Source organism: Mycolicibacterium aichiense (assembly GCF_010726245.1).
Classification (GTDB): domain Bacteria; phylum Actinomycetota; class Actinomycetes; order Mycobacteriales; family Mycobacteriaceae; genus Mycobacterium; species Mycobacterium aichiense.
The window spans coordinates 1-15,227 of record NZ_AP022561.1; the positions used below are offsets into that span (position 1 = coordinate 1).

The 15,227-nt window shown below is 65.9% G+C and carries 13 protein-coding genes and 6 pseudogenes; 13 read left to right on the top strand and 6 right to left on the bottom strand.

The window, feature by feature from the left end:
• Positions 1-553: 553 nt before the first annotated feature.
• The gene (locus tag G6N32_RS00005) at positions 554-877 is read left to right on the top strand and encodes a universal stress protein (protein ID WP_163789010.1); all 324 of its coding nucleotides are present in this window, start codon (positions 554-556) and stop codon (positions 875-877) included.
• A 133-nt stretch (positions 878-1,010) separates the two neighbouring features.
• Here G6N32_RS00005 and G6N32_RS29315 read toward each other — a convergent pair whose 3' ends face one another.
• The gene (locus G6N32_RS29315) at positions 1,011-1,499 is read right to left on the bottom strand and encodes a hypothetical protein (protein WP_473743256.1); all 489 of its coding nucleotides are present in this window, start codon (positions 1,497-1,499) and stop codon (positions 1,011-1,013) included.
• A 235-nt stretch (positions 1,500-1,734) separates the two neighbouring features.
• On the opposite strand from G6N32_RS29315, the pseudogene G6N32_RS29320 reads away from it, so the two are divergent.
• Positions 1,735-1,818, top strand: a pseudogene (locus G6N32_RS29320) (hypothetical protein); the annotation flags it as partial.
• A 117-nt stretch (positions 1,819-1,935) separates the two neighbouring features.
• Here G6N32_RS29320 and G6N32_RS29230 read toward each other — a convergent pair.
• The 4 genes and pseudogenes from G6N32_RS29230 to G6N32_RS00025 all read right to left on the bottom strand — a co-directional run bounded on the left by G6N32_RS29230 (position 1,936) and on the right by G6N32_RS00025 (position 3,667).
• Positions 1,936-2,208: a CIA30 family protein gene (locus tag G6N32_RS29230; RefSeq protein WP_336504841.1), complete on the bottom strand. Its 273-nt coding sequence runs from the start codon at positions 2,206-2,208 to the stop codon at positions 1,936-1,938.
• A gap of 34 nt (positions 2,209-2,242) precedes the next feature.
• Positions 2,243-2,518: pseudogene (locus G6N32_RS29235) on the bottom strand (CIA30 family protein); the annotation flags it as partial.
• A complete protein-coding gene (locus tag G6N32_RS00020; protein WP_163789015.1) occupies positions 2,518-2,985 on the bottom strand; it encodes a DUF4174 domain-containing protein in 468 nt (155 codons plus the stop codon). The gene G6N32_RS00020 and the pseudogene G6N32_RS29235, both read right to left, overlap by 1 nt.
• A gap of 109 nt (positions 2,986-3,094) precedes the next feature.
• On the bottom strand, positions 3,095-3,667 hold the full coding sequence (locus G6N32_RS00025; protein WP_115317906.1) for a TetR/AcrR family transcriptional regulator: 573 nt from the start codon (positions 3,665-3,667) through the stop codon (positions 3,095-3,097).
• A gap of 193 nt (positions 3,668-3,860) precedes the next feature.
• On the opposite strand from G6N32_RS00025, the pseudogene G6N32_RS29260 reads away from it, so the two are divergent.
• The 8 genes and pseudogenes from G6N32_RS29260 to G6N32_RS00060 all read left to right on the top strand — a co-directional run.
• Positions 3,861-4,073 (top strand): annotated as a pseudogene (locus G6N32_RS29260) (MBL fold metallo-hydrolase); the annotation flags it as partial.
• A gap of 49 nt (positions 4,074-4,122) precedes the next feature.
• On the top strand, positions 4,123-4,398 hold the full coding sequence (locus G6N32_RS28680; RefSeq protein ID WP_232077399.1) for a hypothetical protein: 276 nt from the start codon (positions 4,123-4,125) through the stop codon (positions 4,396-4,398).
• 11 nt (positions 4,399-4,409) lie between these two features.
• Positions 4,410-4,706, top strand: a complete 297-nt coding sequence (locus G6N32_RS00035) for a hypothetical protein (protein ID WP_163789019.1) — start codon at positions 4,410-4,412, stop codon at positions 4,704-4,706.
• Positions 4,707-4,729: 23 nt separating this feature from the next.
• Positions 4,730-5,701 carry an alpha/beta hydrolase gene (locus G6N32_RS00040; protein WP_410432788.1) on the top strand — a complete coding sequence of 324 codons (972 nt, stop codon included), beginning with the start codon at positions 4,730-4,732 and terminating at the stop codon, positions 5,699-5,701.
• Positions 5,698-6,405, top strand: coding sequence for a DUF3159 domain-containing protein (locus tag G6N32_RS00045; protein ID WP_163789021.1), 708 nt, complete (start codon positions 5,698-5,700; stop codon positions 6,403-6,405). The genes G6N32_RS00040 and G6N32_RS00045 overlap by 4 nt, the downstream gene beginning before the upstream one ends.
• A gap of 79 nt (positions 6,406-6,484) precedes the next feature.
• Positions 6,485-7,708, top strand: a complete 1,224-nt coding sequence (locus tag G6N32_RS00050) for a lycopene cyclase family protein (protein WP_232077400.1) — start codon at positions 6,485-6,487, stop codon at positions 7,706-7,708.
• Positions 7,692-9,078, top strand: a pseudogene (locus G6N32_RS00055) (oxygenase MpaB family protein). The gene G6N32_RS00050 and the pseudogene G6N32_RS00055 overlap by 17 nt, the downstream one beginning before the upstream one ends.
• Before the next feature lie 17 nt (positions 9,079-9,095).
• On the top strand, positions 9,096-10,040 hold the full coding sequence (locus tag G6N32_RS00060) for an alpha/beta fold hydrolase (protein WP_163789023.1): 945 nt from the start codon (positions 9,096-9,098) through the stop codon (positions 10,038-10,040).
• Here G6N32_RS00060 and G6N32_RS00065 read toward each other — a convergent pair.
• A complete protein-coding gene (locus G6N32_RS00065) occupies positions 10,037-10,666 on the bottom strand; it encodes a TetR-like C-terminal domain-containing protein (RefSeq protein WP_115318943.1) in 630 nt (209 codons plus the stop codon). The genes G6N32_RS00060 and G6N32_RS00065 overlap by 4 nt on opposite strands.
• A gap of 45 nt (positions 10,667-10,711) precedes the next feature.
• Between G6N32_RS00065 and G6N32_RS00070 the strand changes: the two genes are divergently transcribed.
• The 3 genes and pseudogenes from G6N32_RS00070 to G6N32_RS00080 all read left to right on the top strand — a co-directional run bounded on the left by G6N32_RS00070 (position 10,712) and on the right by G6N32_RS00080 (position 15,201).
• Positions 10,712-11,839: an Rv3169 family protein gene (locus G6N32_RS00070; protein ID WP_115317899.1), complete on the top strand. Its 1,128-nt coding sequence runs from the start codon at positions 10,712-10,714 to the stop codon at positions 11,837-11,839.
• A pseudogene (locus G6N32_RS00075) lies at positions 11,836-12,811 on the top strand (TIGR03617 family F420-dependent LLM class oxidoreductase). Before G6N32_RS00070 ends, G6N32_RS00075 begins: the two are co-directional and overlap by 4 nt.
• Positions 12,812-12,814: 3 nt before the next feature.
• Positions 12,815-15,201: pseudogene (locus G6N32_RS00080) on the top strand (PEP/pyruvate-binding domain-containing protein).
• Positions 15,202-15,227: the final 26 nt, after the last annotated feature.

Sequence of the window (15,227 nt, forward strand, 5' to 3'; positions counted from 1 at the left end):
GGTCCCTAGTCTCGGGCGTGACCTCCGCTGCCCAAGAACAGTCCGTCGTTGCCGGCATCGATGGATCGGACGCCTCGCTCGGCGCGGCCCGGTGGGCCGCGGAGTTCGCCACCACCCGCCCTTCCGCTGACGTTGCTGCATGCGGTCCCGCGGCTCGAATGGCATTTCGCCGGCGCTGAAGCACCACCGGACCCGAGGGCAACGGCGACGAGGTGCTCGCCGCGGCGGAAGCGGACGTGCGGTCGGCGCACCCCGATCTGATGATCAGCACGGCCATGGTCAAGTCCGCGGTCGCGACTGCCTGACAGATGCTTCGCCGGAGGGGCTGTTGGTGGTGGGCACCGGCGCGGGGAGCACCGAGCCCTGGGAGGCCACGCTGTGCGGATCGTCCACCGTGCGCAGTGTCCGGTGGTGGTCTGGCGGGCGCCCGTCGCGAAGACCGGTAAACCGTTACCGGTCGTGGTCGGCATCGATGACTCGGAGGCGTCCGGTCGGGCGCTCGCGGAGGCCTGACATTGCCCGCGGGTTGCATGCGCAGCTGACGGTGGTGCACATGTGGGAGATCGACGCGGCTGTCGGGATGGGCGACCTCGGCGAGGGGAACATGGACTGGCAGTTGCTGGATGTTCTCGAGACCCAGCAGCGCCGGCGGATGGATGAGCTGGTGCAACCGCTGGCCAGGAAGTATCCGAACGCCCATGTCGTCAAGGTTTTTCAGGACGTCAGCCCGGCGAAGGGGCTCACCGATCTGTCGCGGGAGGCCCAGCTGGTGGTCGTCGGCAGTCACGGTCGCGGGAGGCTGGCCGGCTCGATCCTCGGCTCGGTCAGCCAGAACCTCATCCATCACGCCGAGTGCCCGGTGCTCGTGGTCCGGTAATTCGCCGCGGTTGGACAACCTCCGTACCGTTTCGTAACCTTGCCGAGACCTGAGCCACAAGGGTCTGCAATTCGACGGAGACGACGTCGCCTGGCGGTCAAAGGATGCGCAGTCGTGAAGTTTCACCGGCCTTTCACCGAAAACTGGTCCGAGCAGGGCAGCAGGAGCGATCGCGATCGTCGCTGCGCTCTGCGTGGTGTCGGCGGGTTCCGCGTTCGCCGAGCCGGAAGTGGACGAGCTGGCCAAGCTCAACGAACTGACCAAACAGGCGCAGGAGTTGATCGAGACCGCTCAATCCGTCCAGCTGGACCTCGACAGGAAGTTGCAGCTGCAAAGCGCCGCGGAGCAAAAGCACACCGACGACGTGGCCGCTCTCGAATCCACCCGGGCGCAGCTGGCTGATTATCAGGGGACCGTCGACCGAGCCGCGGCCGCGATCTACACCGGCGGCAGCACCGACAGCGTGACGGCGTTCTTCGCTGCCGCGTCGCCCCAGCGCCTGATCGACCAACTGGCCGTCCAGCGGACGATCACCGACCAGATCACGGGACAGCTGCAGAAGTTCCGTGAGGCCCAGCGCCAGGCCGCGGTCGCCGCGGCCGCCTCCGGAATCCGCCGCCACCGCCAAAGCGGCCGCCGACGCCGCCGCGACGTGCGGGCCGATCTGGAGACCAAGCAGTCGGAGGTCGAAGGCCAGGTCAGATTGGTGCGGGCAACCTACGCGCTGCCGGCCGCCCAGCAAGCATTGCTGGGCCCCGGCGCGATCCCCACCGTCGGTATGAGCGGCCTGACCCCAACGCCCGAACCCTCGCGGCCTACGTCATCGCGACCTTCCGGGTGTGCAGTCCATCGGTGGCGTGCGCCCGGACCCGATTCCCGATCATCCGAGCGGCCATGCCATCGACATCATGATCGGCTCGGACATGGCGCTGGGCGATGCGATCAACGCCGACGTGCAAAGCCAGGCTGAACGCTTCGGGGTGTCCTACACGATGTGGCGGGTGGCCAACCACTTCAACCACGTCCACGTCACGGTGTCCTGAGGCGGACTGCCGCGCTCAGGACTCCGCGTCGATCCCCGTGATCGTGATGGCGAACGGCCCCTGCTGTTTGTCGAGAATGAAGACCGATACTTCGGTGATGATCGACGGGTCCAGAGCCGCTGGGGCCTGCGGCGCCGGATCCATCCGCATCCCCACCGGCTGGAAAGCTGCCACGGGAAGTTCGTATGTCCGTGGAACGCCGGCTTCGGTGGGGAAGCGCTGGATGTAGGACCAGGGCTGTCCCGCGGCGCCCACTCTCAACGTAGGTCTTACCGTCGCCGACGGCACTCACGCGGATCGACATGGCGCCGGCGGCTCGTCGGCCGATATCGGGGTCTTCCGGACTGCGGGCGGAGGCGAAACCGCCGTTGTTCTCCAGGGAGATGGTTCCCGAAAAGACAAGACCACCATCGGCGTACGCGACCTTCGACGTGGATCGACCGCCCATGACGGGGTCATTGACCGTGGTCCAACCGGCGTCGAGGGAGACCAGCGGAACCGCGGGTCCGGCGTGTGCGGCTCCCTCGATGCTTCCGCAGGACACCAGCAGAAGTGTCGAAAGTGCCGCCATGGTTCCGGCCAGCCCGTATCGCATCATCAACACCGCCTCGGATTGGCACGAATCTCGTTGCCGCGCATCGGCATACCGTCGATCACGGTGTAGATCTGCCGAAGGTCGGGGACCTCGGTGACGCGCAATTTCTCGCCGCCGTCTTTGCCGATCAACACCACTGCGAAAGAGTTCGCGTCGACCGTGAACTGCGTCCGCAGCCGCTGCGACTGCTCGGCGTCGACGGGTTGACCATCGAGCGTGCTGCCGCCGGTGGGCACCTGCCCGAGCACCATGTCGCGGGAGGCGAAGTCACAGCCGGTCGCTTCGATGCGGCTCAACGTCGCGGTGAGTCGTGGGTCGCTCTGCGCGGGCGCGAACACCAGCAGAGGACGACGTTCCCAGCGATAGTCGCCGAGTTCAGCGGCCATGGCGGTTGCCGATCCGAGGGCGCCACTGATCAGCAGAACTGCAAGGACAACCGTCGATCGGAGGATGCTGTGCTTGACGGCCATGGTGCTTCTCAACTGTAGCGACCGACCGCGGTCGGCGCTCAGACCCGCGGCGAGAGCATTGCGCGCCACGTACTCGGCGGCGTAGGTGATCGCAACCTTGTCGCCACCGTCATTGCACGCTGGCTATCCGGCGAAATGCTCGCAACAAAACCGCTCTGAGTTCGTGCTGCGGGTGATCTCCGAGTGCCGAGAGAGCCGGACCCACCGACGTCGCTGAATACACAGCGAATCGCTGGTCCAGGCTTGGATCGGGGCCGTAGGTGACCTCGATGAGCGTATCGAGCATCCCGGGCCCACCGACCGCGGTGCGCATGGCGTCACGGAATGCGGCCTGCTGCGCCATTATTCGCGCGAACTCACGGCGTGAAAGAAACAGGTCCGCCAGCCCGGTTACCAGAATCTCGGTGCGTTCCGGCCCAACGGGGTGGGCACGAGCACGATCCAGAAGTGCGGACAGGGCGGTCCGGGCCGGCTCGGCCAGGTCCTTGAGGATCTCCTGTTTACCGCGGTAGTGGTAGAACACCGCAGGCTTGGTCAGTCCCATTTCGTTGGCAATGTCTTGCAACGACGTTGCCTCATAGCCCTTTTCGGCGAACAGCGTCAGCGCCACAGTGACGATGCGCTCCCGGGTCTGGCGTACGCGCTCGGCACGAGTCTTGGGCTCGGCGTCAGGCGGGATCACGCGTTCACTTTACGGCTGTTAGGTGGATCACCTTTTCTCGCCGCGCTGGACATTTCATTTAACGACCGTAAAGTGAAGTTCGACGACCGCGCGATCGAAAGGTGAACCGATGCTCGAGGAAGCCGGTGGCGTGAACGCCGCCCACACCGGACCGCACGGCAATCAGGAGTTCCGGTGGATCACGTTGGGAACAATGAGCGGTCCACTTCCGAGCGCCGTACGGCACCAGCCGGCGAACGTGCTCTACGACGGGGCGGAGGCGATCGTGGTCGATTGCGGCGACGGCGCAGTCGATCAGCTATGCAAGGCAGGGATCCCTCTTTCCGCGGTCCGCACCGTCATACTCAGCCATCTGCATATCGACCACACCGCCGGACTCTATGGGCTGTTGGGGCGCAGGCTGCAAGCGCATATCCCTGGCCCGCTGACGATTTACGGGCCGCGGAACGCTCCGCATGGTCAATGCGATCCGGTCGTCGTTCGACTTCGTCTCCGGATCGATGTCGCAGGTGCCGGGCTTCGTGAAGCAGTTCGACGCCGACATCACCGCCATCGAGATCACCGACGGGTCACGGTTCACCCTAGGCGACATCGACGTTGTCACCGTCACGAATACGCATTACGCGTTTCCCGACGGTAGTCCGGAAGCACTCCGCTACCAATCACTTTCGTTGCGGTTCGACACTCCACGCGGAGCATCGCCTATACGGGCGACACCGGCCCCAGTGTGAATGTCGAGCGATTGGCCGACAGCGCGGACGTACTGGTCAGCGAGATCACCGATCCCGAGGAGATCGTGGCCAGAATATCCCGCACATTTGGCTTTCCGCCGACTGCGCTGGCCGCCATCAAACGACGATTTGAGCTCGAACACCTGACCGCCGACGAGGTAGGCCTGCTGGCAAGCCGGTCAGGCGTCAAATCGATTGTCATTACCCATAATCCGCTCCCGCCGGAAAGCACGACCAAGGCCCGCAACGCTATCGGCGCGCATTTCGACGGGCCGGTCACGTTTGCCGATGACCTGGACACTCACTGAACTGATCGGAAAGCGTCATGGCTGTGACATATCTGGACTACGAGAACCATCCGGAAATATTTGTGCCGCATGAGTATCCGGAGCAGATTGTTGACCTCGGCGAGGTCAGGATGAACTATGCGACCGCGGGCGAGGCGCACAACCCAGCCATACTGCTCATTCCAGGCCAAACCGAGTCCTGGTGGGGTTACGAGCATGCGATCACGCTGCTTTCGCAGCGCTTCCAGGTCTATGCCGTCGACCTGCGCGGGCAAGGACGGTCTACCTGGACGCCCGGCCGTTACAGCCTCGATCTGTTCGGGTCGGATCTTGTTCGGTTCATCGATCAAGTGATCGCACGGCCCGTGGTGGTCTGCGGACTGTCGTCGGGTGGCGTCGTCGCAGCGTGGCTGTCTGCCTACGCCGCGCCTGGGCAGATCCGCGCAGCCGTCTACGAAGACGCCCCACTCTTCGCATCTGAACTCAACCCCGTACTGGGACCGTCGATTCGGCAGGCCGCCGGCCCGCTCTTCGAGCTCTTCTACAAATGGTTGGGGGCGCAATGGAGCATCGCCGACTTCGACGGCATGCGCAACGCGCAGGACGTGGAATTACCCGAGTGGGTTCCGGCCGGTCTGATCGGCAATGGTGGAACTCCGGGCAAGCCGGGGGGTAATGGCGAGATTCCGCAGAATCTGCGCGAGTACGACCCCGAATGGGGGCACGCGTTTCTTACCGGCGCGGTGGCTCAGAACTGTGACCACCAAACGATGCTCGCGCGCGTCAGGGTCCCGGTTCTTTTCACCCACCACTTCCGTATGCATGATCCGGCGACCGGCAATCTCCTGGGTGCCGTCTCCGACCTGCAGGTTCAGTATGCGCAGCGTCTAGTCGAACGTGCCGGTAACTCATTTCACTACCTGAGCTTTCCGCAGATGCCGCACTCCATGCACGGGCACCAACCCCAGACCTATGTAGACACCGTGACGACCTGGCTGAACGCGCTGCCATCGTGAGTCGACATTCGACGACGGACAAGGCCCGGCGTGGCCAACGGTTCCGCCGGCGGCTTCACCACTGGGGGGCCGCGTTTGCCGCGGTGATCACCTCACCCAACGGACGACTGATAGACCTTGGGGGCGGCTGGCATGGGCTGGCTGATGCTCTCGGACCGCACGCCGTCTTTCTTGCTGTCTACCTGGCGACACAACAGATCGGATCGGCCACATGCGCCGCGTTGGCGCTCGCAGTTGTCCTGGCGCTCATCCGACTGCTCAGTCGGCAGCCCGTGCGGACTGCGCTGGCCGGCGCGGCGTTGATCGTGGTGTCCGCCCTCGTGGTCGTCACCACCGGTGACGGGACTGACTTCTATCTCCTGGACATCGTTCGCACGTCGGTCTTGAGCTTCATCTTGATCGCCTCCCTGCTCATCCGCCGCCCGCTGGTCGGAGTCCTCGTCGGGCCGGTGATTGCCGACCCACGGTGGTACTCCGATCGCGTTCAACGACGGGCCTATGACCTGTGCACCGTCATCTGGGCTGCCGCCGTCGTTGCGCGCAGCGCCGTCAAGATCCCCTTCTACCTCGACGACAACGTGGTAGCGCTGGGCATCGCCAGCATGGTGATGGGTGTGCCTTTGCTGTTGGTTACGACGTATCTGCAGCTGCGGATTCTGCGGGCCACGTATTCGCAGGGTGGTGACGGCTCGGCCACCGCGTGACCCGGCACAACAGGGTTCTTGCCCAAGAGGGCACCATAGAGCGCGTGGACGTCTTGGTAGTCGGGCGGGGCCGGCCGGTATGGCGTTGGCGGCGGCGTGCAGTCAACGCGGACTGACGGTCGGCCTGCTCGATCCGAACCCGGAGCGGCGGTGGGTGGCGACCTACGGCATGTGGCCCGAACTGCCCGCCGACCTGCCGGTCTCCGCGGTCGCCGCGCGAGCCGCAGGCCGGGCCATCGCCCTCACCGAACACCGTCTGGGCTGGGAATATGTGGTGCTCGACGTGGACGCGCTGCGCGCTCACCTTGTTGACCGAAGTGCGGGCGTGACCGTCTACGCCGGGCGTGCTGTCGGATCGCCGGCGCGCGGTGTGGTGGCGTTGGCCGACGGTTCGACCCTGCGCGCTTCGGTCGTGGTGGATGCCACCGGCCGCTCGCGCCCGCTGGATCCGAACCGGACGCGGCGGGTATCCGCCGAGCAAACCGCATACGGCATGATCCTCGACGAAGCGTCGCTGGCACCGCTGGTCGCCCCCGGCGAAGCGTTGTTCATGGATTGGCGCGGCGATCACGGCGAGCCAGGGTGGCCGACGTTTCTGTACGTCGTTCCGCTGGGCGGCGGGAGGATGCTCGCTGAAGAGACCTCACTGGCGCGCCGGCCCGGATTGCCATTGGCGACCATGCGCCGCCGGCTGGATGCCCGGCTCGCACACCACGGCATCTCCGTGCCGAAAGACGCACGCACGGAAAAGGTTTCATTCCCAGTCGACCAAATCCGACATTCGGGACGAGACGTGCTCGGGTTCGGCGCGGCCGCACCGCTGATCCATCCGGCAACCGGATTCAGTGTCGCAGCCGCGCTTCAGCTGGCGCCGCAGGTGGCTGGCGCGCTGGCCGAGCATCTGCCCGCGGATCCAGATCGAGCGCTCGCGGCAGCGGGGAGACGGTCTGGCCCACCGCCGCGAAGGGGATTCACCGGGTTCGACGCATCGGCCTGGAGGCGTTGTTGCGCATGCCGACCGGTGAAGTCCCCGGCTTCTTCGAACAGTTCTTCTCGTTGCCAGACGCGCACCGCTGGGCGTACCTCACCGGCCGCGACGACATCGGCGGCACCGTCGCGGCAATGGCGAGCCTGTTTCGGCAATCGAACTGGCGAATGCGCCGACATCTTGTGCTGCCGGCACTCATGCGCCCGCTGGAAGCCAACGATGAGCTTCCAGCCCTGCCAATCCGCGCCAACTGACAACGGGCGTTGCCAGAAAGTCATGCCCGCGATAACGTCGCCTCATGACGGTGACTGGTGAACGTCCGGAGATCCTCCTCTCCGACGTCGACTTCAATCGGCGTGACCATCCCGACCGGCCGTTGCGTCCCATCCCGCCCGGCCGCGACCATTTCGCTGACCAGTGGCGATTCATGCGCGAATTCATCTTCGGCGAATGGATCGACATCGACAGAGGTCCAACCCAGCGATCTCACGCGCCTGCGGGACGACTATTTCTGGCAACGCGACGAACTCATGATCGGCGCTGTCGAGGCCTTCGAGCGCCTCGGCTATGAGCAGGGCCGGGCGCTCTTCGAACAAGCGCTGACCCAGGGCATCGACACCCTCGAGGACCCGCCACAGGAGTTCGTCGACCTCTTCGACCACCTGGATCAACTGCCTTCCCAGTTCGATCTCGTCGCGGCCGAGCGGGGCCGGATGCTGGCGATGTCGGCCACGTTCGCCGCCACCACGATCATCCGCGGGTGGGCCTTCTACGAGACCGCGATGACGGGCGACATTTCCGCGGCCACCGGAGCCACGGGCCGATTCGCCGACGACGGCCCGCGCCGATTCATCGAGACCGCAAAGGTTTTCGCGGAGTTCACGCTGCCCGACATCTTCGATCGGCAATCGGATGCGTTCCAGGACGTGGTGCGGGTGCGGTTGATGCACGCCCTGGCCAGTAAAGGACTGCGGCAGAAGTGGGGTGACGACGTCTACCTCAAGTTCGGTGAGCCGATCCCCGTTACATCCTTGCTCGGGTTCGGCAGCGGCATGCTGCTCGGCCGACTCGTCGACCACGCCTTCGGCCGCAAGCTCACCAAACAACAGCTCGAGGATCTCGCCGAATACTCGTCCTTCTCCGGGCGGTTGTGGGGTGCCCCCGAGGCGCTGCACTCCCCGAACGGCATCGAGCTGATCAAATCGTTGAATTACGTTCTCGCCCGCGGCGGCAACCCGTCTCCGTGGCGCGCCCAACTCGTCGATGCCATCGCGGGTCCGGTGCACCTGACGACCCTGACGGACGCGCTTCCCGGCGTTGTCAAGAAAGTGGTCGCCCGGCACGTCAACCAGATCACAGCCAGCGTCGCCCTGGCACCGGCCGGAGTCGTGTTCGGGTACAAGCAGATCGAGGCGATGGTGGCGGGCACGCTCTTCGAACCGCTCGGCTACAACTTCGAACGGCGCGTGCGAATCTTCACCGAGCTCACGCGGCTCAACGTCGGCATCGCCAGGGTGGCCGACCGGCTGCCGTTCTCCAATCCCATCCGGGAGAGCAGGAAGAAGAGCGGGGCCGCCGCACGTGAGCGGATTGCCATGCTCAACAAGATCGCCCGCGGCAAGCACATCCCGCTTACCTACAGCCACCACGACCGCTCGACAGCGGGGAAGGGTTTCACCGGCTAGTACTACCATCGGGGTTCATGACCGACGGAGCACCTCAACCGGCGTCGGGGCAGGGGCAGATCGGCGAGGTCCCCCCGCTCGATGTGGAAGGGTCTGGAATTCTTCCCCCGGTCGAGGACCGGGTGCGCCGACGGTTTGGGCTGCTCGAGCGGTTCGCGCCGTGGCTTGGATCACGGTGGGCAGTCGAGTTGTGGTGCACCCCACCGGTTCTCGAGTCGGCTATGCGCATGCCGCCGGGTGTGCCCCCCGGCAGGCCGGTGGAAGCGTTTTGGGATGGGCATCGAGTAGCCGGTGAGGAATGGGGCGAGGGCCGCCGATCTATCTGGTGCACGGGTGGGGGGCAGCGCCCGCACCTGGCCATGTTCGTCAAACCGCTGGTGGAAGCCGGGCACCGGGTCGTTGCGTTCGACCTGCCCAGCCACAACGAATCAGATCCCGGTGAGCTCGCTCCCGGGCGGACCACAGCCACCGAGTGTGCCGACGCGATCGCGGCGATGATCCAGACCCATGGGCCGGCGCACGCGGTGGTGGCTCACTCACTGGGCGCGAACGCCACCGCATTGGCGGCGGCGCAGGGCGCACCGGTAGGGCGTCTGGTCTTCTTCGCGCCGATGGCCGATTTTCCGCTCTATCTCGACCTGTTCGCCGCACGCCATGGCTTCGGCCGCCGCATCCGCGCGGGACTGCACCGTCGTCTGGAAAAGCGCATCGCCATGCCCCTGCATGAGACCAATATGACCCGGGTCGGTCGACGAGCCAACTACCCTCCGCTGCTTCTCATCCACGACCCCGACGACCCGGACAGCCCGTATGTCGCCACCGAGCGACTGGCCGCGTCGTGGGACGGTGCGCGACTACTGACCACAAAAGGACTCGGCCGGCTGGCCCACTACCGAGTCCTGCGCCACCGCCCAGCGATCACCGCCGGGGTGGAGTTCATCGGCGAGCGACCGGACGGTTAGTCCGCGGTGCTGGAGCCGTCAGCAACCGATGGCCAGCCCGAGCTGATCAAGTTGGTCACGTCGTCGACCCAGGCCGCGTCCAGCGGGGCGTCGTGGCGAATGATGATGCGGAAGATCGCGCTGCCCACCACGACCTCGGCGAGCAGCGGTAGGTCACCATCACCGGGCGATGGACTGTATTGCTGGTCGATTCGGGTTCGGAAACTGGTGAGACTGCTGGCGAACCGCGAGATCATCTTGCTGTGAACTTCCGGGTCGGCAACCGTATCGGCGATCAGCGCCGGTAGGGCGATCCGGACCTCGGGCCGGTCGAACATCGTCCGCGTCGCCTCCACCAGCGCTCGGATGTCCTCCACGACGTCACCGGAGGCGCTGGGCATCGCCATGATCTCGGCGGGCAATATCGCTTCGTGAACCAGCTGCGCCTTGCCGGACCAGCGCCGGTAGATGGCGGCGGTGGTGGTCCCGGCCCGAGCGGCGATGGCCGACAGCGACAGAGCCGGATAACCCGTCTCGAGAAGTAGCTCGCGAGTCGCCCGGATGATCGCCGCGTCGATCTTCTCGTCGCGAGGCCGCCCCGGCGACCGGGAGGGTCCCTTGTCATCGTCGGGCGGATCTGTTCTCATCATTTCCAATATAGCTCGCATCGTATCGTTATTAGGGAGAGCCCGTTGATCCTGAGCCCGCTCGACGAATACCCGATCCACCAGGCGCCGGTGCCGATGAGTGCTCCAGCGACCTCGGACCGCAACTTCTACGACCGCTCCTACTTCAACGTGCTCGACCGCGACGGCCGCTTCATGGCGCTGACGGGCATCGGTTACTACCCACGACTGGGCGTCAAGGACGCCTACCTGCTGATCCGCCGCGGAGACACTCAGACCGCCGTCCGGTTCAGTGACGCGATCGACGATGATCGTCTTCACCAGAACGTCAACGGGTACCGGCTCGACGTCGTCGAGCCCCTGCAGGAACTGCACCTCACCGTCGCCGAGACCGAGGGCGTCTCGGCTGACCTCAGATGGCGCGGGTTGTTCCCCGCGGCGTTGGAGCATCCGCATCAGATGCACTCGGATCGACGAGTGACGTTGCACGCGTGCCGGTTTGCTCAACTCGGCAGCTGGGAGGGATGGATCGACGTCGACGGTGAACGGTTGAGTGTCGACGCGACGACTTCAGTGGGCAGCCGCGACCGGTCCTGGGGAATCCGGCCCATCGGCGAGCCCGAACCCGCCGGCCGACCGGACACCGCATTCGGCGGCATGTGGTGGCTGTACCTGCCGCTGGCCTTTGCCGACTACCAGATCTTCCTGATCATCCAGGAGGACCCGGACGGCCACCGCAGTCTCTACGACTGCAGCCGGCGCTGGCCCGACGGCAGGGTCGAACAGCTCGACGGCGTGCGCGCGACGATCCACTACACGCCCGGCACTCGAATCCCGCACGGCGCACACATCGAGATGATGACCCGCGACGGAAGCCGGCTGCAGCTCGATGTCGAGTCGAAGCTGTTCGCGCCCATCGCGTTCGGGTCCGGCTACGGCGGGGACTCCACCTGGGCGCATGGCACGTGGAAGGGCGGGCCGTCCGCCGAGCGCGTCTCCTACGACATGACCGATCCCGAGGTGCTCGCTCGGGCCCCGTTCAGTCTGATCGACCATGTGGGCCGGGCGGTCTGCACCGAACCCGACGGCAGCACACACCAGGGCGCGGGTCTGTTCGAGCACGCCGTCATCGGCCCGCACCACCCGTCGGGCTTGCACGACTGGACCGACGTCCAGGAAGCGGTCACGCCGTGAAGGTCATGACAGCCCTGTTCGGCCCGACCGATGCGGTGGAGCGCGCGGCCGTGCTACGCGAAGCCGGAGCGTCCGGGGTGTTCACCTTCGAGGGGCCGCGGGAGGTCTTCACACCTCTGGTCCTGGCATCGACGGTCAGGGCCTGGACCTGATGACGAACGTCGCGATTGCGTTCCCCCGCAATCCGATTCAGCTGGCACATGAGGCGAATGACCTGCAGGAGATTTCGCAGGGCCGGTTCATCCTCGGCCTCGGCACTCAGATCCGGGCGCAGATCGAGAAACGCTACGGCGCCCAGTTCGATCGACCGGTGGCCCGGATCAAGGAGATGGTCGGTGCGCTGCGGGCGATCTTCGCCGCGTGGAACACCGGTGAGCGCCTCGACTTCCGCGGTGACTTCTACCGGCATACCCTGATGACGCCGACGTTCAATCCGGGCCCGAATCCCTTTGGGCCGCCGCCGATCTATCTCGGCGCGCTCGGTCCGCAGATGACCCGCGCGACGGCCGAAGTGGCCGACGGTCTGCTGGTGATGCCGTTCGGGTCCAAGCGGTTCCTGCACGAGAAGACCATGCCGGCTGTCCGTGCCGGGCTGGCCGCGGCCGGCCGCGCCACCGCCGACTTCGCGGTGGTACCCGAGATCATCGTTTCGGTGGGCGAGGATCACACGTCGACGCGGATGCTGCTGTCGTTCTACGGATCCACCCGGCGTACCGCCCGGTGCTGGAGGCGCACGGCTGGGGCGATCTGCAGCCGGAACTCAACGCCATGTCCAAGCAAGGCCGATGGCAGGAGATGGCGACCTTGATCGATGACGAAATGCTCCACACGATTGCCGCATGCGGAACTCCAGCCGAGGTGGCCGCACACATCCGCGATCGTGTCGACGGTGTTTCGGACCGAATCTGCCTGTATCAACCCGGACCCATCGATGCCGGGGCGCTGGCCGAGATCATCGACGCGTTGGGCTGACACGTGCAGACCACCACGATCGAATTCGCGGACATCATCGACGACCGGTTCGGCGGCAAAGCTTTGGGTCTGGCCGAGCTCACCCGGATCGGGCTCTGCGTCCCACCGGGTTTCGTCATCGCCAATGCCTCCCTGCTGCCTCTTCCGGACTCGGTGACGGACCGCTTCGCCCAGATGCAGGCGACGGGCGCCTGCCCGGTCGCCGTCAGGTCCTCGGCCACCGGAGAGGACGGCGCCGAGCAGTCGTTCGCCGGGCAGTACGACACCGTCCTCGGCGTCGATTCGCTGGATGCGTTCGCCGCGGCCGTCCGCAGATGTGCCGCCTCGGTCGGCTCCGACCGAGCGTCCTCCTACAGCGGCCACGATGCCGGCGCCGGCAGGGTCACCATGCACGTTGTGGTCCAGCAGATGGTCGATGCACGTTCTGCCGGAGTGGTATTCACCGCGGACCCGACGACCGGCCGCCGGGATCTGATGGTGATCGACGCCGTCGCAGGGTTGGGCGAAGCACTGGTCGACGGCTCTGCCATCTCCGACCATCTGGTGCTGACCGCCGCCGGCACCCAAGCGGTCCGCGAGGTCGGAGAGAATCCCGTGCTCTCCGACGAGGAAGTCGCGCAGATCCGCGCCGGCGCTGCACGCAGCCCGGCACTGGGGCCGGCCGATGGACCTGGAATGGGCGATCGACACCAGCGGGCAGCTCCGATGGTTGCAGGCTCGGCCGATCACCACACTGCCCGGGGACCTCAACGAAATGGACACCCCGCTGGCCGGCCCGTCCCACGTCTACACCCGATGCAACATCGGCGAGATGATGCCGGGGGCCTTCTGTCCGCTCACCGCGTCGGTATCGGGATACGCGATCGACTACGCCATGCAGACCACGCAGGTGGTGGCGCGGGCACAGGACAGCTACGCGACGCCGTGGCTTCAAGTCGGCTACTTCTACGGGCACATGTTCTTGAACATGACCGAAGGCACGGCACTGAGTTCGGGCATACTCGGGAACTCGCTGGAACAGTTCTCCATGTCGATCTGCGGGCGGGTGGTCGACGAACTCGAGGCCAAACCACCAAAGCCGTTCATCCCCAAACTGATCAACACGATCCGGCTCAGCTCGCATGCATTGTCGGCCGGTCCGGCCATCCGGCGGCTCGGCGACCGGATCGCCGCGTATCCGATTCCCACCAGTCGCGACGCCAAACACGTTCTGCAGCAACTGGAAGCGGGCGTCGAACTGTACTGCTATGTCACGCTGGTTCACGTGCGGTCGTCGTCGCGAGCTGCGGTGGGCGCGAACATTCTGGAGAGCTACCTGGTGCGCAACGCCGTCAAGAACGGCCTCGATGAGCACGAGGGTCAAGCCGAGGCGGCTCGCCTGATGGCCGGCGCCGCCGACGTCGAGCGCCATGATGGTCGATGAACTGCATGCGGTAGTTCGCGAGATCGCGGCCGACGACGACACCGCCGAACAGTTCCTCGCCGCGGCGCCGTCGGATGCTGTCATCGGCTTACGCGCAGGTGACAGCCGCGGGGGTGCGGCGTTGCGGCAGTTCCTGATTCGGCACGGCCACCGCGGTTACCGCGAACTGTGCATGCGCGACCCCGCCTGGGCCGAGGACGCCGACGGACTCGGGTCGATGATGCAGGTCATGGTGCAGTCTGCCCGGAGTTCGGTTGGCGAGCAGTCACGGCGCACAGCTGCCGATGCACCCCGGTCGCGGACAGTTCGGCTGCTGGCCCGGTTGGCTCAGGGCGGTGCCCGCGGGCGCGAGGAGACCAAGTCCAAGATGGCGCTGATGGCCCACCGCCTCAAGCTCGGATACCACCACCTGGGCGAGGTGCTGGCCGATTCCGGACGCCTTCCCGACGCGGACCTTGTCTTCTTCTTCGATCGGGCCGAGTTGCCGTTGGTCGTCGGCGACGACGACATCGCCGGCCTCGTGCACCGTGCGCAGCAGCGTCGCGATGCGCTGCCGTTTCAACAGGCACTGGAATTCGACGACGTGTCGGTGGGTCGGCCCACCCCTATCCTCGCGCGGGTTCACGGTGCTCTCACCGACGATCAACTCACCGGCCGGCCGGCCAGCCGGGGCATCGCCGAAGGCACTGTGCGCGTGGCCAAGTCGATACACGATGCCCGCGAGGTGCAGCGTGGCGAGATCCTCGTCGCACCCGTGACAGACGTCGGCTGGACACCGTACTTCACCGTGATCGCGGCCTTGGTCACCGACATCGGGAGCTCGGTGTCGCACGGCGCGGTCGTAGCGCGGGAGTACGGGCTACCCTGCGTGGTCAACACGCTGGTGGGTACCCAGGTGCTCAAGACCGGTGATCGAGTCAGAGTGGACGGCGACAAGGGGCTGATCACCCGGCTCCCGACCAGCTGACGGCTCTAATGCCTGCCCGCTGGCGT